The sequence below is a fragment of the Paenibacillus sp. FSL L8-0333 genome (assembly GCF_037965665.1).
Lineage (GTDB): Bacteria > Bacillota > Bacilli > Paenibacillales > Paenibacillaceae > Paenibacillus_AQ > Paenibacillus_AQ odorifer.
The window spans coordinates 2628117-2647814 of record NZ_CP150186.1 but is presented as its reverse complement, the minus strand read 5'-3'; the positions used below and the strand labels follow the sequence as shown (position 1 = coordinate 2647814).

The window sequence follows — 19698 nt, the reverse complement described above, 5'->3', positions numbered from 1 at the left end:
CATCCCCTCCCAGATCAAATATACCTCATTCCCGTCTGGGAAAGCTGTGATGCTGAAGTGGGTTTGGGCTATTTCGGACTCAGTTGCTCTTATTTCTATAATTTCGCTCGTTTTGCCACACTATCGGACTCAGTTGCAGCTATTCGCTCAAATGTACTCAAATACTGCAATTAACATATCCTCAATCATGCGTCCTCACAGGAGTAATTAAAAAAAGTGTGGACGAAGATGCGTCTACAGGCAGGATCACCAGCGGTCTTTCTTTTCCCGCGAACCTGATTCTAAGCGTCTCACTATCAATCGCCCGAAGGATGTCCCTGAAATATTTTCCGTTAAAGGCTACTCGAAAATGATCACCCTCTAGATGATCCAAAGGAATCTCTTCTTTTACATCCCCAATTTCTGCAGTCTTGGACACTAAACTTAGCGTGTTAGAAGGAAGTACGCTGAGCATAACACTCTCACCAGCCAATATAGAAATACGTTCAACCACATGTAACAAACGGTCTGTCTTAACAATCACTTCGGAGAGATACGCTTTTGGGATTAAATTATTGACAGAGGGATAAGTTCCTTCTAAAAGGGCAGACTGAACCCTCAATCCATTAGAAATAAATCTGATCTGCTTGGGGCCTATTTCTAAATCGGTGCTGCTGTCTGCATCATCGCTTAATATTTTTAAAAGATCCTCCAGGCTACTGCCCGGGATTACAACATCTAAAGGAATTGCACCGTAATCTTCTATGCTTTCAACAATATGCTGGGCGAAGCGGATGCCATCAGTGGCGACTACACGAATATTTCGCTTATCTATTTGAAGCAAAACTCCTGTGAGCACAGGTCTGGTTTCCGATGAAGAGACCGCAAAAACCACTCTTTTAAATATTTGCTTCAAGAGAATGTTCTTCATGCTTATCCTTTGAATATTTGGATGATCTATGTATTGGATTCTCGGAAACTCTGCTGCATCCATTCCACATAAACGAAATTGAGTGTTCCCTGATTGAATATTTAATATCAATGACTCTACGATTTCCAGCCTAATTAGTCCAGGATCAAGCTTACGAATGATCTCATAAAAATAACGTGCGGGAACTACGATCTCACCTGTGTTGTGCACAACCACCGAATCCATTTTTACAGGGAGCTTATATTCAATGGTCATTCTTATATTGCTGGCTGTTAATATCAGACCCTGAGTTTGCGCTTGAATAAGTATTCCAGATAGAACACGTGAGGAACTATTCGCGGATATGGCTTTTAATGCTGCCTGTAAAGCGGTACTCAGAGAATCTTTTAATACATGGATTAGCAAAGACTTCACCTAACTCTCCTTAGATTCCTTTACAAAATGCGCCTCAATAATGTTCCGAAATACTTGAGAGCGAGATGCGTTCTGATCCGCACAAGCCTGCTCTATCTCCTGCCAAACGTCCTCAGATAACGTCAAAGATACCTTTTTAGTTACACCAGTGCTTTTTCTACCCGCACCCTCCCGAAGACCTCCCCTTGTAAAAAGAAACCCCAACTGCCCATCTTTAGTAGCTACACCTACTTTGACTTTATCCTCGTTGTTACTTGCGCTATCGCTAGTGACTTTATCTTTAATTTCGCTAATACTGCTCCCCTTGTGTTCGCCTTCGAATTTATGATCACCCAATCCCTCACACCTCCATATTTGAATTTAGTAACTTAAATCAATATATCCACTAATTTCATAATACCATAATCGCCATTAATCCACCACAATTCTAACCACAAAAAAACACCCCAAAGATCGGAGTGTGTGTGGTGGGCTGGGCATGAGTTTGGTATGCGTTGGGTATGAGTTGGGTATGAGTTGGGTATTGCAACGTTAACCCATGGATTTTTTATTTTGCTTAAATTTTTTTGTGAATGTATGAGTTAATTGCACTTTATACAACTATAAACAATACATAGTGCTGCCCGAGCGAAATAAGTGTATTCTCTGCAACTAAATTCAACGATATTAACAAATTAGTGTGAAAAGACTTCTTTTAACTGCACCAAATGCAACTAAAAGTGACTAAGCTTCTTATCTCCTGCAAATAAGTGTATAAACTGCAACTATCCCGTTTGCCCGCTCCCGGACACACGCACTCACCCTCATCACGCCACTAGCCCAACCTTCATTCCCTCTCACACACCCTCATCACGCCACTAACCCAACTTCTATCCCCTCACGCACACCCTCATCATGCCACTAACCCAATCTTCCTCCCCTCTCACTCACCCTCATCATGCCACTAGCCCAACCTTCCTCCCCTCCACTCACCCTCATCACGCCACTAGCCCAACCTTCCTCCCCTCTCACTCACCATCTCCTAAGACTCCCTTCCCTACTCAACCCATCACCTTTGCCGCAGAACTCCCTACTCATGTAAAAATAGCTCGCCTCATAACTCAACACGCGGCACATATTAACATCTACTCTTCCGCCTGCCTTACCGAAACTACACTATCTCAGGATGTTCTGATAATTTGGTGGGAAGTCTGACTTTTTGGGGTCTTTTAGATGCTTGAACGATTCAAGCTTCACCTTAGGACCAGGAGAGATCCTAAAAGTCATGGTATCTTCTCCAACTGAAATATGTGGACCTACTGTAGGATATACGTTAAGTGTAATCAAGAAATCAAACCCACGGAAACCATTGAGCCGCTTCACCTCAGTCACATCCACAAAGTAAGGATAAACCATTGGCGATTCTCGCAGAAGCGGTGAATAAATATCTGCAATTTTTTTCTCAATATGGGGTAAAAGAAATAACATCAGAATGTCTTGAAACTTAAGTTCGCGAGAATCTTGATCTGGCAGTTGAAGTCCCGAATCAGACCTGGAGGGCGTTATAGATTGAGGTTGAATTAACCTATTAGCGGAGCAAGGTTGTGGCGTCAGAACAAGCATCACTGCGACAAGAAGGGGAGTAATCCAGCTTTTTTTCATCACAATAGCCTCCTTAGGGAACTTTATATAAATTCCCCAAAGAGACCCTATTTTTATACGTTAAATCTCAATCCTGTCAAAAAGAAAGGGTTCTCCCTTAAGATAATTTTTCAGGATCGCTAGCGCATAGGGCTGTTCTGCTTTTAGACCCTCAGTTTCCCTAGGATCGGATACGTGATGGCAATAATTTTCGATCATAACCATGACCGTAAAATTCTCTAAAGTCTGAACCCACTCCCCATCGAGCTTGGCGATACTTTCGTACCCCTTAATGACCCCTTCTCTTTGCAATGGATACAGTCCAAGAAGGGTATGTGCCACGTCATAAAGATAATAACCCCAACCACATCTTCCAAAATCAATCGGCCGAGGTTCGCCCTCTTTAAATATGATGTTGCCTTGATGTAAATCTCCATGGATAACGCCATAAGACCTTCTGTTCTTATTTTTATGCTGCTTGCTTAACCAGTTGTATAATTTTTCAGCTGCCGACTGATACAGCACAAACTCATCATCCGTAAGAAAACAATGATAATGCAGCTTTAAACGAAGCATTGCTTTTCGAAAGCTATGTTCATCCCAAACAGGACGATTAAAGCCAGGGGGTAACTCCAGCTCCTGTGCCGCCTTATGTAGCTTGGCTAATAGAACGCCTTCTTTGTAAATTTGTTCTTCGGTAAGATTTTCATTCGCATGTTCCCCTTCAACCCAACGCATTAAAGAGGCATACACGCCTTCTCCATTTCCCTGTTCCACTTTGAACGTTACAGCACCCGTGCGATCATGAACACCTTTTGGCAGGGAGACATCAATTTTGCTCCTTAAAAGCTCCAGCCACGCGATTTCGGAGTTAATTTCCTCTTTAGATCTCCCCGAATGAAGGCGCAGTAAAAAAGTTCCCTCTTTATTAGTTTCGATTACAAAGGTACAGTTATCCGATAGCTGGTTAAAACGAATCTGCGTCCAATCCAGGTCAAAGTTCTGAAGCGCTATTAAAGCTGCCTGCTTATAATTTTTTCTCATCGCAAAGGAAGGAACACTTCAGCCTCATCGGGCCAGGAAGGGTTCGCAATTTGATAGATTTCTATATCCAATCCAAGATCATTACTCTGCAAACTGTTATTAAATTCTTGCTTCATTTCCGGCAATTCAAGCACTTGGACTTGGCCTTCAACATTCATAAATAACCATCCCTTCAATGATCTATAAAAATGAAAACTATCTGAAAAAATATTTATCTTGAAAATATTTTCAGAAAACTAAATAATAGAAAGGCAATACTTACATGTCGGATCTATCATCTTAACCAAGGTGGAGCTTCATTACAGGCAGAAGAAAGGTTGAACATCGGCATCATGAATGCAATTCCAAACCTCAACAAGGCACAAACACGCAAAGAACGAGCAGGGAAAGAGCCCTTTCCCATCTCTATACTTTCTCTTACGGTAGGCGCTTTTGCGATTGGTATGACTGAGTTTGTTATTATGGGTATTTTACCAAATGTCGCCAACGATTTACAGGTTAGTATTTCGACTGCTGGCCAACTCATTACAATGTACGCACTTGGAGTGGCCGTTGGCGCACCCATCCTGACCATTCTCACGCAACGCATTCCACAAAAGAAACTGTTATGTCTTCTCATGATTCTTTTTATACTGGGCAACGGAATCTCTGTGTTTGCACCCAACTATACCGTTCTCATGGTAGCTCGTATAATTACAGCTTTAACTCATGGTACTTTTTTTGGGGTTGGCGCAGTCATCGCATCCAATCTTGTACAACCCAATAAGCGGGCCGGAGCCGTATCTATTATGATGGCAGGTTTAACGATAGCCAATATTGTCGGAGTTCCTCTAGGGACATTTATTGGACAAAGTATGGGCTGGCGGGCCTCATTTGCAGCGATTGCTGTCATGGGAGTCGCCGCGCTGATCGGTATTCTCATTTTTATTCCAAAGCTTAAACAAGAGAAACCAGCGAGTGTTATCCAGCAGATTGCTGCGCTGGCTAATCCAAAGCTGCTACTATTCTTATTGATCGGGGCGTTAGGGAACGCCAGCTTGTTCACCGTGTTCACATATATTACTCCACTGCTTGAAGAAGTGACTGGTTTTGCTGAACATAGTGTGACTTGGATTCTAGTCTTATTCGGCTGTGGGGTGACCATCGGGAACATCGTTGGCGGAAAGCTTGCGGATTGGAAGCTGATGCCTTCTATCGTGGGACTTTATTTTGCAGTCAGTATGATTCTAACGATCTTTTCCTTCACGATGCATAGCCCAATAGCTGCGGTAATCACAATATTTTTCTGGGGTATGGTGTCCTTTGCGGTCATGCCGGGTCTGCAAATACGGATTATGAGTCTGGCTCAGGCAGCCCCTGCACTTGCCTCAACGACCAGCCACTCCGCCGGGAATCTCGGTAACGCAACGGGTGCCTTTATTGGCGGTTGGGTCATTTCTCATTTAGCGATCACTTCGCTTCCTTGGGTCGGTGCGGTTCTAGTGGGTCTTGGTCTGGTATTAGGCATAGCTTGTTTTGTAGCAGAACGGAAAGAAACTGTAGCGTAAGCTTTATAGATATTTATACAAAAAACGAGGGCGCTCCCAAAGTCATCATGGCTTGAGGCACCCTCGTTTTATATTTCAGAGGAACAATTCTGCTCTTCTAATCTTCAACATCTGCTTTGCACCTTTTTGAAATTCATAAGGAACCTCTAGTTCCTCTGCAGTAAATCCTTGCCTCACCAAATCATCAATAAGGCGGTCTAAATGCTCATACCTTTTACAAGAAAGGTCGACTAGTGGAAAGATTCGAAGCTCGCCTCTCGTCACCCGCATTAGTTTCTTAATAGTCTTTAGATGAAATCCATAGTCCAGCCGATCGCTGTACATAAATAGAAAGTGAGCAGATAATGTCAGATCAAATGCTTCATCCGCAAATGGCAGATCCGGAAGTACCACAGGAACATAACGCTCCGGGGTTTGTCTTCGATCTTTAGTGCTGGCGGTTAAAGCTGCGTTCCTAGCTTCGGTCAGGCCCTCGATTGATTTAAAGTAGTTCCAAACGAAGTTATCCTGTACTTTTTCCATTCCGGACATCGCATGCGCAATATCTTGAACCCCTTTGTCTGCCAGCTCATCTTCAGAGTAATAGTAAGCAATATCGGCAGCCGTTACAGCACCACCCAACTGATTCGCTATTGCTGTAAAAGAACAAGCACCCGCAGGACAATCCAGAATTCTCTGGCCGATGAGATCTGATTCCAGCAGATCAAACATACGTAAATATTCCTCATAGGTCCTGCCAATAAAAACAATTCTCTCCAAATCAAGCTTTCCCTTTGCTCCGCTCATCTCAGCTCACCTTTCCTCTTCTAGGCTCATTTACACTTCTACTTCTGTTTTAATATACGAATAAGGTAATCAATTAGAATCCCCAAAATCAAAAACGTTCCAAAATGAATAATATAAGTTGGGAATCTGACGCTGATTAACGCACTATTGGTTCCCCATCTCGGATTATTTACATCAACCATGAAGCTTTCAAAAGGTTCTGTAAAGATCAGTGTATCTATAATAGGGTTCAATCGTACAAGAATAATATTTGAGATCCCCACTCCCAGATAGTCACTCAGACAGATGATGATACTTATAATCGAAAGCCAGAAACTGAATTTCCTCCTAAAAAACATCAAACACCGCCCTTTCTATTTTTTCTATTTCTTAACAATTCGTTTAAAATTCAAAATATCCTTGTCACGGTTAGTTCCTGTTTTAAAAAATGATACAATCTGGAGCTCGCTAGCTTGAGCGGATAATCTGAAAGTTTACATAGGATCCCACAGGTCATATCAATAACCTTTCCCTCCAGCTTCCGTACTATAGTTCCTGCTGGGGCTGGATTCAGCACAATCTCAGGAACAAGTGCCACGCCTAAACCACTTCCCACAAAATATTTCAGCGCTGTCATACTCCCAATCTCCATTGTATCTAGTGGCGGCCCGCCTGATTCCTGCAGCACACTTTCTAATTTTTTGCGATAAGGACAATTCGCTGCCGTAATCAGTAAGCGATGACTCTGTAGATCCTCTGGGGTGATATGTTCCTTGGATGCTAGCGGATGCTCTTCTGGCAAAAGTAACAAGAATTCCTCCGCAAATAACGGTTCAAAATAAAGCTCCTTACCGAGCTCTGGTGCCGAACACACTGCCAAATCAATTTCACCACTCAGGAGTAGTTCACTAAGTGCGGCGGTTCCCGCAATATCCACGGAGACCTTCACTTTAGGAAATTGCACCATAAACCTACTTAAAAGCTGCGGCAAACGATAGCTCGCCGTCGGGTCCGTTACTCCTAATCGCACGTTGCCAGCTTCTCCTATTTTTAAATCAGCCAAACGGCTCTCTAGTCGTTCCATATCTTTAACGATATGTAAGCTCTCTTCATAAAACAATCTGCCTGCTTCTGTTAAGCTAATCTGCTTACCCCGCTCAAGCAATTGACATCCCAGATCGGATTCAAGCCTTTGCATCTGCATAGTAACTGTAGATTGGGCATAGTTCAATTCTTCTGCGGCACGATTAAAGCTTCCGGAAGTTACGATCGTTTGAAAGGTTTTTATTGTTTTTAGATCCATCTTAGTGTCCTCCAGTGTTCAATTCAAATAAATTGAACCAAACCTTCATTATATTCAATTATACGAAATCCACTTTTCTCTATAGAATACTTTATATCAACAACATACGCCAACTTAAGGAGTGCATGAGGATGGATCTCAACGATAAAGTCGCATTAGTAACTGGTGGAGGGACTGGAATTGGCAAAGCTGTAAGCTTGGAACTATCCAAACGCGGGGCTCACGTCGTAGTGAACTATTCTAGATCTGAGGATGAAGCCATTGAAACCGTAAAGACAATTCTGAATCAAGGGGGGCAGGCTATAGCAATACAAGCCAACGTTTCTAAAGATCAAGAAGTGCAGAGTATGGTGGATTCGATTATTCAGCATTTCGGGACAATAGATCTGCTAGTGAATAATGCCAGTATAACTAAACATATTGCTCTCGGAGATCTGGAAAAGGCAACCGAGGAAGTATGGGATGAGCTATATGATGTAAATGTGAAAGGAATGTTTTTCTGCGCCAGAGCGGTTGCACCATATATGAATCATAAAAATTCAGGAGCCATCATCAATCTCGGCAGCATCGCTGGACAGACAGGCTTAGGCTCCTCCCTTCCTTATGCCGTCTCCAAAGCGGCTGTCCACGGTCTTACGAAATCGCTGGCACACGCGCTGGCTCCAAATATTAGAGTTAACTGTGTAGCACCGGGCGCCGTTGCTACTAGATGGTGGGCTGGACGAGAAGAACAGATGTATAAACTAGCCCCTAATCTGCTGCTTCAGCATATTTCAACCGCCGAAGATATCGCCCAGTTTGTCTGCGCTGCGCTAGAACAGGAAGCAATGACTGGACAGATCATTACCATAGATAGCGGACAAACATTGTAACAGTCAAAACAGCTAATGGTATGTCAGAACTACTTTTAAGTATCATTAGCTGGTTCTTACGTACCGTACAGGAGGAAGTGAAGCGTTAATAGAATAATTGGGGAATTTCTCCCTAAAATTCTGAGTTTTCTGGCCATCCAACCAATAATTAGGGAAAACCTCCCTAATTATTAGCTAATTTACTGGCAAATAACGAATTCGCCTGATTTTTAGGGAGGTATTCCCTGATTTCGTTCATTTAAAGCAAATATCGGCTATTTTCAGGGAGGTTTTCCCTAAATACTATATAGCCAACACTGTAGGAACCATAAATGCATCCGACATACCACATAACGTATACCACACACCTCCTCATAGCACGTACCACATACCACATGATTCATAGAACGAAGCCATCCGATATATCACATATCGCATGACTCATAGAACGTAGCACATAGCATATACCACATGCCTCATAGAACGTAGTACATAGCACATAGCGTATAGCACATATAACATACCTCCTATAGCCTGTGGGTTAAAGTAAGAAGCTGCCCCAAAAGTAGAATTTTCTACTTTTAGGACAGCCTTTTCAGCATAACTATTAATGGAGATTCTTAGTTAGGTTCACTACCCCAGATCAGATTACCCGAGATGTAGGCTGGCGCTTTTGTCCAATCTACAAAATTGGTATCAACCGCATTAAAGGAGTAATCTCCGGTTTGAGTGTAATTTGACCAATCCTCTTTAGCCACTCGCACTTGGATATCGATGCTCGCACCCGCAGCAAGTGAACCTGCTGCACTCGAGAATCCAAGCTCCAGATAATAATCCGCATCTGCTTTAGCCGTTGGCAGCTTCACAAACGTGCCCGTTACATTCGCACTTCCAGCCTGTGACCAATCGCAGAAGAAGCTTTGTGCCTGCTCACCGTCAATTGTGTAATAATATCTTAATTTCACATCAGAAAGTGCAACAGCACTTGTGCTTGTATTCACCAGCTTAAACTTTGGATTTAGTGTATTTCCGGAAGCAGACACTGTACCGTTATACATCTGCACTTTCAGTGCTACTGTAGGAGCTACTGACGTATCTGAGATGGTGACAACCAAGGATTGTGCGGCTCCTGCACTAAACTCAAAGGTCAGCGTTGTCGTTCCTACGCCTTGAGTTGCCAGATACTCCTTCTTGAGAGTGACTGTTGATCCACTTACCGTATAATCCGTTCCGGCTACGAGGGTTGCCGTTCCGTTCTTGATCGTGCTCAGTGTATTTCCGTTCAACGTCATAGTTACTGCAACGTCTGCTTGATTTGCTGTTTTCTTATCAAAACCTGCGCTGCTTGGGGTGATGGTCGAGTTGGATACTGGTGTTGTAGTATCCGTTACCGCTACCGCCAAAGATTGTGTAGCTCCAGCGCTAAAGCTAAACGTCAGCGTAGTCGTTCCTACCGCTTGTGTCGCTAAATACGCTTTTTTAATCGTCACTGTTGATCCACTTACCGTATAATCCGTTCCGGCTACAAGGGTTGCCGTTCCGTTCTTGATCGTGCTCAGTGTATTTCCGTTCAACGTCATAGTTACTGCAACGTCTGCTTGATTTGCTGTTTTCTTATCAAAACCTGCGCTGCTTGGGGTGATGGTCGAGTTAGATACTGGTGTTGTAGTATCCGTTACCGCTACCGCCAAAGATTGTGTAGCTCCAGCGCTAAAGCTAAACGTCAGCGTAGTCGTTCCTACCGCTTGCGTCGCTAAATACGCTTTTTTAATCGTCACTGTTGATCCACTTACCGTATAATCCGTTCCGGCCACGAGGGTTGCCGTTCCGTTCTTGATCGTGCTCAGTGTATTTCCGTTCAACGTCATAGTTACTGCGACGTCTGCCTGATTCGCTGTTTTCTTATCAAAGCTTGCAGTTATTGGCGTTATGGTCGAGCCTGTAGCTGGTGGATTTACAGGATCAGCATACAAGGTGCCTCGGCCATTCGTACCGAGATATACACGTCCATAGATTCTTGGATCCCCAGTAATCGCCATATTGATCTTAGCGTATTGGTGAGCATCGTCATTAATACGTACCCAAGTTGCGCCAACATCATCGGAACGGAAAACGCCCCTTACACCATCAATCTTCGCTACGGTGTACAATGCCATATAAGTTTGGCCCGGAGCAGCCTTACCATAACCAATAAGATCAGCTTCTTCTACATTCGTTAACTTCGTGAAGCTCGCACCTGAATTAGTGGAGTGCCATAGACCATATTTATTCTCAACCGTATTCCCTCCGGCGAACCAAATGTCGCCTTCAATACCTGGAACTGCCTTCATACTGATTTGGGCTTCATTCGGCTGTAATCCAGCCACATTATTGGTCGGGAAGCCCGAAGCTCCGTTGGCAGTAAATGTAGCTCCACCATCCACACTTACATAGAAAGTTCCTGCATAGAATCCATAATATTTGTTAGGATTCACGCGATCAGACGCTATCTTCGCCCCTGCCGGTAATCCTGCACTTGCTGTCCAAGAATTGCCTGAGGTTTTGGAGTAATAGACCCCAATATCTGAAGTGCTCCACAGAATGGAATTACCACTTGCAGAGACTGCCACTTGTCCATGGCCCACCGTTGTTTTGGTTCCATTTGAAGGCTCGGAGTTTGGCATATACCAGTTCACTCCACCATCGTTAGAGATACCAATAGACTTCATGCTTGGCGTTTTTTCTTTATCTGCACTGCCTACCCGCACCATATAGGACGGACTCAATTCAGCGTAGTCAATACTCATCGTTGTTGCCCATGAAGGACTGGTCTGGAATTTGGTTGGTGCTACCGACAAATCCTCATGACGGAAACCGGAAACGTCACCAAGTGCAGTGATCAAATGGGAAGTTCCAGTTGGCGGGCTAATTAGCCCCAGCACTGCAGTTTCCTCCACACCTTTTGCCATGACAGAGATATTTACCTTGCCACCGGTATCCCATGAGGTCAAATTGTTCGAGCCATAAATTGTTGCTCCAGTGCCGTACATCATTCGATTCGAGTTAAATGGATCAATTTCCAAATCACCCATCATCCAGCCTAGCTTGGGTGAAGGATCCAGGGATGTTGAAGTGGTTCCATGATCGAGCCATGGAGCGGCGGTGATATCCATGCTGAACTTATAAGTCCGTTCTGGATAATTGCCCCAATCCCAAATGCGACTCCAAGTAGCGCCACCGTTGGTACTGCGGAAAATGACTTCATCAGGCCACCAAGCGTTTAAGCTGGATACCATCAATGTATTAGGGTGCTGAGCATCCAGTGCCAATCCACCAAAGCCGTACCAATTATCTGTACCAGTCGTAGGACTGATATTGGTCCAAGCTCCACTAGTTTTGTTGTATTTCCATACTTCACCCTTACTACCATCATACGGTCCTACACCATTACTATAAGTAATATAGAGGTCGCCTGTGGATGACAGCTCGCCGTGATGTGGCAAGAAACCCGTAGGTTGTCCAGCCAGAGCTGTCCAGGTTACTCCACCATCTGTACTCCGATATACGCTGCTAGCCGTGTCGGCTACACCGACATAGATCGTTTGAGTAGCGTTGCCAAGTGTACCTGTACTCTTATCGAAAGTGATCCAAGACAATCCGACGAGATCATTCCCATAATCAAGTGTCGGATTCTGAATATACGTGCCTACATTTGGAAAAGAGGTTACCTTTGACCAAGTTACACCAGAGTCAATACTCTTCCAGAGACCGTTACCACTTCTAGCTCCAAAGTAGAGAATGTTGTTCTTATTGGGGTCGATGACTAGGCGTTCACCAGCGGAACGGCCCGGCATATTGCCACCTACTTTAAAAGGCAGTGGAGTAGTTTGCCAGGTGTTCCCCCGGTCATTAGAGCGCATAATCTGGCCATTATTATCCCAATGATTAGTATACGTACCCGTTGCCATGTAGACTTTATTAGGATCAATTGGGTCTGTAGCCAGAGCATCTACGCCATTCTTGTTCCAATCTACCCAGCCTACCGAGTCACTAATTGAGACCCAACTGGATGTAGCTTGATTCCAGCGATAGGCACCGCCAATATCTGTTCTGGCATAAATCAGATTCGGTTCAGTTTGATTAAAAATAATTCCGGGTACAAAGCCCCCGCCAGCTCCCGTTACAACGCTTTTCCAGGTGTAAGGTTCACTTGAGGCTGCATGGGTAGTAGCTGGGAATGCAGAGAATAAAGAGCCTACCATCGCGCCAAGCAGGACCAAAAGTCCTGTTTTCCGGATACGGTTACGAATCACGTTTTACGCCTCCTACGATATAATTGGTTTGTTTATGCCTTCTTCTTACTCTATATCCCTGCTCCTCCCTCCCCCTTAATCCATACCTTTAGAACTTAGAATCCATTTTCTGATAACGCTTTCATTATAATGGTAAGGTTTTTCATTATCGAGAGAAAATGGTTATATTTTGCAGAAGATTGTCTCTAAAAATCGTACCATTTTCACACTTCAGGATACAATTTCACTAAATTTTGATCAAAAATAATTCTGTTGATAAAGAAAACCTCCGGAATAAATCCCAGAGGCTTTCTAATATAACTATTCTTCACTAGTATCTGCAGGCATAACAATCTCTTTTATACCATTAAAATGGCTGATATTTGTTTGCAAAGTGAGCACTGATTCTGAATCTAAGTTTTCTGATTTTAATGAAGTGAATATTTCCGCTTCCACTTTTTGCGGCAAATGTGTAGTTTTATCCAGCGTATATCTTAGTTTAATTTTGTCTGTTAAATTCTGTTTCATCAATTTGAGTGTTTCCTTACTCGCATCATTAGACGATATCTCCATCGAAAGTATGTATTCTTGTTCCTCTTCAGTAACAACGATCTCCTGAGAATCTATCTGGTACGTGTCTATATAATCGTACGGATCAATAAATCTTTGTACCATTTGTTTTTCTTTCACTGGAATATAATCGTCTTGCTTGATAAATAAATCATCCATTACCTTTGTATGATATTCAGTATCTGATATGTACTCTTCTCGTTCCTTCCCTTCCGCAGTCTCCGATTTTAGATATACGGTATAAGGATTTCTAACATAGTCGACATGAAATGAGACAGCGCTCGACCAATGTTTATCTTCACTTTTTTCCGATTTGCTTGATGTTTCTTCTTGTTTCTCCATTTCTATAGTGTAGCTCTCCTGCTTAGCCAGTTCACTCCGAGACATGCTGAGCAGCTCCTCTGCACGCTTATCTCCCCCTCCTTCAGCACCCGATTTAGTGTTCGTTGCACAACCTGTCAAACCTAACATACAAATGATACCGATAAAAACCGCTTTTCTGATAAACATATTACTTCCCCTTCACTTCAAATGAAATCCAAATATAACTAAATCTATTTTATCATTATAAAGCTAACAGCTTATATGACGGAAAAGGTAGACATGTGAAAAAGCGTCTTAAGGTGTACAGTTGCGCCGGGTTTGGTGGTTTGATGCAAATCAAAAAAATACCTCCCCCGCCTTTACAGCAGAGAAGGTATTTTAGTAATATTACCAATTCCCTTAGCTCAATGTGTCAGCACAAACTCATCCAGCAGCTTTCCATCCACATCATAAGCCTGATAGGTTAATGTATCCCCGGTAACGTTAATGCCGGCAAACATTTGCTTATTGTTCTGAAAATGCACCGCATGATAGAACTGATCTTCTTTTTTCTCGTTAAATTTCCCTCCAGAAGCGTTAGTCACAACATAGACTGTCCCTCGTTTAGCACCTTTGGAAATCTCACCTTCTGGAACTATTTTTCCGCCACGTAACGGGTAGGATCTGGAATATTCATGATTATGACCCTGCAGCACTAAGTCAACCTGATACGTATCAAAAATATCCGTCCAATCTTCAACTTTCTTATAGGAGTTCCCCCCGTAAGCCGGACGGTGCATCGCAACGATTTTCCATTTCTTGTCTGTGTTCTTCAGATCTTCCTTCAGCCATTCCGTTTGCTTTTTTAGATTGCTCTCTGTATTCAGTACCGTTACATGCACAGGTCCATAATCGAAGGAATACGAGGTACCTGCAATTGAACCTTTTGCCCCATTATCCGGCAGGTTGAAGTGTGAAGTATAATACGTTGCATCCTCATCCACCTCATCATGATTGCCTGTTACCGGCATTAACGGAATCCCTGAAATCCAGCCCTGCACATTGCCAAAAAAATCATCCCAGCCTGCCGAATCCTCCGGATCCTCCGTCAAATCGCCGTTATGCACAATAAATTCGGCTTCAGGAAATGTCTGAAAAGCCTTGTTCAGTGTATTCCCCCACAGCTTAAAATCCTCTGCCGTTTCCCCTTGAGAATCCGTTACGTTGATAAAAGACACACTGTCCAGTCCATCTTCTTCCGTTGTAAATTCCGCTGCCGGACTCCATTCCCCTTCAACGCCACTACCCACTCTATAAGTATATAACGTCCCGGGTTCAAGACCCGTAGCTTCCACTTTATGAACACCTTTGGTGCCATTGTCTGTTTTGATGGAACTACTTTTCGCTTCTACCCTTTGTACATCCGTATTTGCAAAAGAGGACACCTGTCCCTTTACAATCTCCAGAATGCCTGCTGCACTAGAGTCACTTGTATACCAAGTAAACGCGCGGCTTGTGCTCGCGGCTCCCTTAAAGGTAGTCACGAGATCATACGGTGCTGGTGAAGTAGCATCACTTCCGCTTTTCGATCGTTCCAACCCATAAGCCACTAAAATAACCACAATCACAAGCACTCCTAGGATTATGGCAAATTTATAGTCTCTCATCACGGTACCTCCTTATGAAAATTTCTCTCTAGCCTTCTAAATAAGATAGCCCCCTACAAAGTCAGAAGTCAAATCTGCACACGATTCTTTATACAGACTTTTGTTAACGCAGTGTAAAACATTCAGCAAACATTCAGTCTATTTTAAGTTAAGCATAAGGTCTGTCTCCTAGAATTAGTCAAGCAGGAAGGTTAGCCAGAGATAGAGAGAGAAACGAGGTGTGAAAATGAATAAGAAGCTTCAATTCCGGCATGAACTTAAATTTTTCATTAACTATCATCAATACCTTATATTACGCCAGCGATTGCAAAGCTTGATTGATAAAGATCAACACGCTAATGAGAGTGGAGAATACCACATTCGGAGTTTGTATTTTGACGATATCAACAACACGGCACTTGCAGACAAGCTCGGCGGTCTCAGAGAGCGGGCCAAATACCGGATTCGCATTTACAACATCCAAGACAACATCATTCACTTTGAGAAAAAAATTAAAATGGACGATTATATCGCCAAAATCAAAGAACCGCTAACACGGCAAATGTACGACGAGATTATGGCGGGCAACTACGAAGTGCTGAACGTCCCGGACAGTCCGCTGTTCATGGAGTTATACGATCAGATGCGCCATAACCTGCTGCGACCCAAGGTCATCGTGGATTATGTTCGCGAGCCTTATGTTTGCCACAACGGCAATGTGCGAATTACGTTCGATAAAGAATTACGTACGGGCCTGCATTCTACGGATATTTTCGATAAGGATTTGCATCCGATTCGGGCGATTGATGAGAACTTCATAATTTTTGAAGTGAAATTTGATGAGTATATTCCGGAGTACATTAAAATCGCATTGCAGCTGGAGGGACTGAATAGGCAGTCCGCTTCGAAATACGTGATCTGCCGCAAATTCTTAAAAACTAACACTTGGGAGGATTATTGATTATGAATGCATCACTAGCACCGCTAGCAGCTACAACAACGACTACAGATACTACAAATAATTTTTCGGACATTATTAAAAACTCGGTGATCGACAATTTTGTATCTGATATTAGTATCTCCAAGATGCTGATTACCTTGGGCGTAGCTTTTCTGATCGGATACTTCATTTACCTGCTCTACAAACGTGTCTTTAGCGGTGTTTTATATTCCAAAAGCTTTAACGTCTCACTTATGGGCATGACCATGATTACAGCTACTGTCATTATTGCGATTAACTCTAACCTTGTGCTGTCCCTCGGTATGGTCGGCGCATTGTCCATCGTTCGTTTCAGAACACCAATCAAAGATCCAACTGATCTGATCTTCTTGTTCTGGGCAGCTGTAGCAGGGATTGTAACAGGCGCAGGATTTTTCACCTTGGCTATTATCGGTTCGATCATTATCGGCCTCATTTTGTTCCTGTTCATCAAACACTCTTCTATCGAAACGCCATATTTACTGGTCATTAACTGCGACAGTGATGAAAGTGAACGTGAAGTACACAGCCATATCACCAAATCCGTAAAACGTTACAATGTGAAGCAAAAAACAGTCTCCGCAAACAATATTGAATTGACGCTGGAGCTTCGTCTGGATGATAAAGTAGGCGGCTTTGTCAACACAGTCTCTGACCTAAAAGGTGTCAAAAATGCACTCTTGATCAGCTATAGCGGTGACTATGTATCTTAATTACAACGAGATGAAAGGCGGTGCCCCAGATGAAAACCAGAGGTAAGTCAATCCTGCTGAGTTTTTGCTGCCTGCTGCTGGTCATCGCCGTAGCCGGGTGTCAGAACGCAAGTCCGTCTGCAACAAATAATCCAACGTCTGATGCTCAAGACAAGGTCATTTCGAGCGATGAGAAAAAGCTAGACGAGCAGGTCTTTCCAAAAGATAAGGTCGTGGATGTCAAAATCACTTTGGACCCGGACGATTTTCAGGATATGCTGGATAATGCCAGTGCTGAAGAATATAAAATGGCTTCCGTAGAGTACAACGGTATGAAATACGATAATGTAGCTGTACGGACCAAAGGAAATCTCAGTCTCAGAAGCGTAGTACAGATGACAGACTCTGACCGCTACAGCTTCAAAATTTCTTTTGATGAGTATGTTAACCAGAATTTATTCGGCATTACTAAAATCAATCTTAATAATAATTACAGCGATGCTTCTTATATGCGTGAATTTCTGACCTATGAGCTCGCTGAAAGTGTCGGTCTCCCGACGCCGAAATATTCCTTCGTCAATGTGTATGTAAACGATGAACTGAAGGGTTTCTATCTTGCAGTAGAACAGATCGGTGATGCTTATCTGGAACGCAATTTCGGCAACGCTTATGGTGCACTTTATAAAGGTGTAATGACCGGTCAGGGCAGTGATTTGACTTGGCTGGGCGATGATCCAGCCCTCTATACTGGACTAGAAATGAAATCCGATAAGTCCAACGATGATATTCTTGTCGACATGCTGAATGAGCTAAATAACGGCACCGATTATGAAAAATACATCGACGTAGAGGAATCGCTGAAGTATATCGCTCTAAATGCGGTCACGGGTAATATGGACAGTTATTTAGGTGGGAATAAGCAGAATTATTACTTATATGAAGACGATGGAGTCTTCTCGATTCTGCCGTGGGATTATAATATGGCTTTTGGCGGCATGGGAAGCGCAGATGTGTTAATTGACGAGCCTACCCAAGGTGCGTTGGCAGAACGCCCGCTGATTGCGAAACTGCTCGCTAATGAGGAATACAAAACGAAATATCACGAAATTGTTAGTGAGATGATTACTGGCTATCTAGCGGACGATACGTTCCAGGCTCGGATTGATGAGCTGAACACGATGATTTCCAGCTATGTCAAAGCGGATCCATCCGCCTTCTACACTTTCGAACAGTATGAAAATGGGATAAAGGCTGTTGAGACCTTCATGTCGAACATGGCCACAAGTATCCAGCAGCAGCTCGACGGCACCATTCCTTCATCCGGTGACGGATCAGGAAGTGGTGGCGGCATGGGTGGTGGCATGGGCGGCGGTGGCTTTGGTGGCGGCGCTAAAAATGGTGCAGCTCAAGGCGCTGCGGGTGCTGGGCAGGCCACAGGTGCGGATGGCGCTACTGGTAATACTGGCGCAAACGCAGCTGCACCAAATACCGGAGGGCAAGCGGCTACGGATGGACAGACTGCTCAGGGTGGTGCAGGTGGTGAGCCTGGTGCCATGGGCGGACCGGCTATCCCTAATGCCGGCGATGGTCCTGGCAGTAACTCACAAGCAGCTGCGGGTGGGCAGACTACACAAACAGGGCAAACTGCTCAAGACGGACAGATCAACACTAACGGCCAAGCTGCTCAAGGTGGACAAAACAACACTAACGGCCAAGCTGCTCAAGGTGGATTTGACGGCGGCGCGGGTGGTGAGCCTGGAGCTATGGGCGGACCCGCTTTCCCTGAAGGCGGCGGAAATGGTCCTGGTGGTGGCGGCATGGGCGGCGGTGGCTTTGGTGGCGGTATGCCTGGTGGTATGGGCGGTGGCGACTTTGGTGGTGCTGGTACTATGCAGCAAAAAGGCAGCACGAGTGAAGCCATCACCACTGGCGTCGCCATCCTTCTCCTAATACTAACCGCTGCTTTCGTAACCTACTACAAACGCAAACGGCTGTAGAGCAGTAAAAAGTATCCTCATCAACAAATAATTTATGCAAGAAGCCTCCGTCGTTTATTGACGGAGGCTTCTTGCATGAACACTATATTCTTGTATCACAACTAGTTCCCGCTTACTCTTTCCGCCCGCGCAATATACTTATGGTTGCTATTAAAAAGGCTAGTAAAGAGATCCCTAATGCGATGTAAACCATTGGGTTGACACTGTTGGAGTTGTTCTCGCTTTCCATGATGGCATTATGTTCTTCCATACTCATGCCATTGTCACTGGAACCGTGAGAATGTTCATTCCCACCGGAGGCTTGCACAATCGAAGTAATAGAATGCGGACTTTCTGTTCCTGCCTCACCAGACCACTGCACCAAGCTGCCATCGGCATAATGCTGATAAGCATCCCAAGCAATGTCACCTGCAGTATCAGGGTTCTTCGCTGTGAAATAGAAACGTTGGAATTGTCCTGCTTTAATTCCTTCTCCATTAGCTATCCAGCTAACTTTGTTCCCCTCAATGGTAACATCCCAGCCCGGTGTAGCCTCATATTGCTTGAACTCGGCACCTGCCGGGATACGTAGATCAACTTGTACAGTCGCTACATCTTTTTCTGAAGGGACTTTAAGTGTGTAAGTCTCCCATGCTCCGGTACTGGATTGTGCTGGTGCCACGGTTACGTGTGCGCTTGCCACGGCTGCGAACAACAGAAGTGTTGCAGCGGCTGGTGCGAATAGTGTCATTATTTTGCGAGATAATCTGTTCATAGTTAGAGTGCCTCTTTCCTTAAGTAATTTTA

General features: G+C 44.0%; 16 protein-coding genes. 5 read left to right on the top strand and 11 right to left on the bottom strand.

The annotated features are described in order from the left end of the window. Positions 1-181 precede the first annotated feature (181 nt). From dnaN to NYE72_RS11545, 5 genes are all read right to left on the bottom strand, one after another. The gene (dnaN, locus tag NYE72_RS11565; RefSeq protein ID WP_038570077.1) at positions 182-1324 is read right to left on the bottom strand and encodes a DNA polymerase III subunit beta; all 1143 of its coding nucleotides are present in this window, start codon (positions 1322-1324) and stop codon (positions 182-184) included. Then, on the bottom strand, positions 1325-1660 hold the full coding sequence (locus tag NYE72_RS11560) for a hypothetical protein (RefSeq protein WP_244886465.1): 336 nt from the start codon (positions 1658-1660) through the stop codon (positions 1325-1327). Between the two features lie 819 nt (positions 1661-2479). After that, entirely contained in the window at positions 2480-2965 is a 486-nt protein-coding gene (locus NYE72_RS11555; protein ID WP_038570075.1) for a DUF3888 domain-containing protein, read from the bottom strand. 60 nt (positions 2966-3025) lie between these two features. Next, positions 3026-3988: a phosphotransferase gene (locus tag NYE72_RS11550; protein ID WP_052096960.1), complete on the bottom strand. Its 963-nt coding sequence runs from the start codon at positions 3986-3988 to the stop codon at positions 3026-3028. Beyond that, entirely contained in the window at positions 3985-4146 is a 162-nt protein-coding gene (locus tag NYE72_RS11545; protein ID WP_155288118.1) for a hypothetical protein, read from the bottom strand. The genes NYE72_RS11550 and NYE72_RS11545 overlap by 4 nt, the downstream gene beginning before the upstream one ends. 174 nt (positions 4147-4320) lie before the next feature. On the opposite strand from NYE72_RS11545, the gene NYE72_RS11540 reads away from it, so the two are divergent. Then, positions 4321-5535 (top strand): MFS transporter, encoded by a 1215-nt coding sequence (locus NYE72_RS11540; RefSeq protein ID WP_038574369.1) that lies wholly within the window; start codon positions 4321-4323, stop codon positions 5533-5535. Positions 5536-5610: 75 nt separating this feature from the next. On the opposite strand, the gene NYE72_RS11535 is transcribed toward NYE72_RS11540, so the two are convergent. Continuing rightward, a complete protein-coding gene (locus NYE72_RS11535; RefSeq protein WP_038570073.1) occupies positions 5611-6321 on the bottom strand; it encodes an SAM-dependent methyltransferase in 711 nt (236 codons plus the stop codon). A 388-nt stretch (positions 6322-6709) separates the two neighbouring features. Further along, positions 6710-7603 (bottom strand): LysR family transcriptional regulator, encoded by an 894-nt coding sequence (locus tag NYE72_RS11530; protein WP_036685873.1) that lies wholly within the window; start codon positions 7601-7603, stop codon positions 6710-6712. Between the two features lie 131 nt (positions 7604-7734). On the opposite strand from NYE72_RS11530, the gene NYE72_RS11525 reads away from it, so the two are divergent. Next, the gene (locus NYE72_RS11525) at positions 7735-8475 is read left to right on the top strand and encodes an SDR family NAD(P)-dependent oxidoreductase (protein ID WP_036685870.1); all 741 of its coding nucleotides are present in this window, start codon (positions 7735-7737) and stop codon (positions 8473-8475) included. A gap of 599 nt (positions 8476-9074) precedes the next feature. On the opposite strand, the gene NYE72_RS11520 is transcribed toward NYE72_RS11525, so the two are convergent. The 3 genes from NYE72_RS11520 to NYE72_RS11510 all read right to left on the bottom strand — a co-directional run bounded on the left by NYE72_RS11520 (position 9075) and on the right by NYE72_RS11510 (position 15265). Beyond that, positions 9075-12695, bottom strand: coding sequence for a X2-like carbohydrate binding domain-containing protein (locus tag NYE72_RS11520; RefSeq protein WP_339212067.1), 3621 nt, complete (start codon positions 12693-12695; stop codon positions 9075-9077). 351 nt (positions 12696-13046) lie between these two features. Further along, positions 13047-13805, bottom strand: coding sequence for a DUF6612 family protein (locus NYE72_RS11515; protein WP_038570065.1), 759 nt, complete (start codon positions 13803-13805; stop codon positions 13047-13049). Between the two features lie 218 nt (positions 13806-14023). Next, the gene (locus tag NYE72_RS11510; protein ID WP_076224933.1) at positions 14024-15265 is read right to left on the bottom strand and encodes a metallophosphoesterase family protein; all 1242 of its coding nucleotides are present in this window, start codon (positions 15263-15265) and stop codon (positions 14024-14026) included. Between the two features lie 226 nt (positions 15266-15491). Between NYE72_RS11510 and NYE72_RS11505 the strand changes: the two genes are divergently transcribed. The 3 genes from NYE72_RS11505 to NYE72_RS11495 are packed head-to-tail and all read left to right on the top strand — an operon-like array spanning position 15492 to position 18912. Continuing rightward, positions 15492-16205 carry a polyphosphate polymerase domain-containing protein gene (locus NYE72_RS11505; protein WP_036683495.1) on the top strand — a complete coding sequence of 238 codons (714 nt, stop codon included), beginning with the start codon at positions 15492-15494 and terminating at the stop codon, positions 16203-16205. A 2-nt stretch (positions 16206-16207) separates the two neighbouring features. Continuing rightward, positions 16208-16936 (top strand): DUF4956 domain-containing protein, encoded by a 729-nt coding sequence (locus NYE72_RS11500; RefSeq protein ID WP_036683492.1) that lies wholly within the window; start codon positions 16208-16210, stop codon positions 16934-16936. 29 nt (positions 16937-16965) lie between these two features. Beyond that, on the top strand, positions 16966-18912 hold the full coding sequence (locus NYE72_RS11495; protein WP_339211803.1) for a CotH kinase family protein: 1947 nt from the start codon (positions 16966-16968) through the stop codon (positions 18910-18912). Positions 18913-19024: 112 nt separating this feature from the next. On the opposite strand, the gene NYE72_RS11490 is transcribed toward NYE72_RS11495, so the two are convergent. Then, positions 19025-19666, bottom strand: a complete 642-nt coding sequence (locus NYE72_RS11490) for a DUF1775 domain-containing protein (protein WP_076138753.1) — start codon at positions 19664-19666, stop codon at positions 19025-19027. Between the last annotated feature and the right edge of the window lie 32 nt (positions 19667-19698).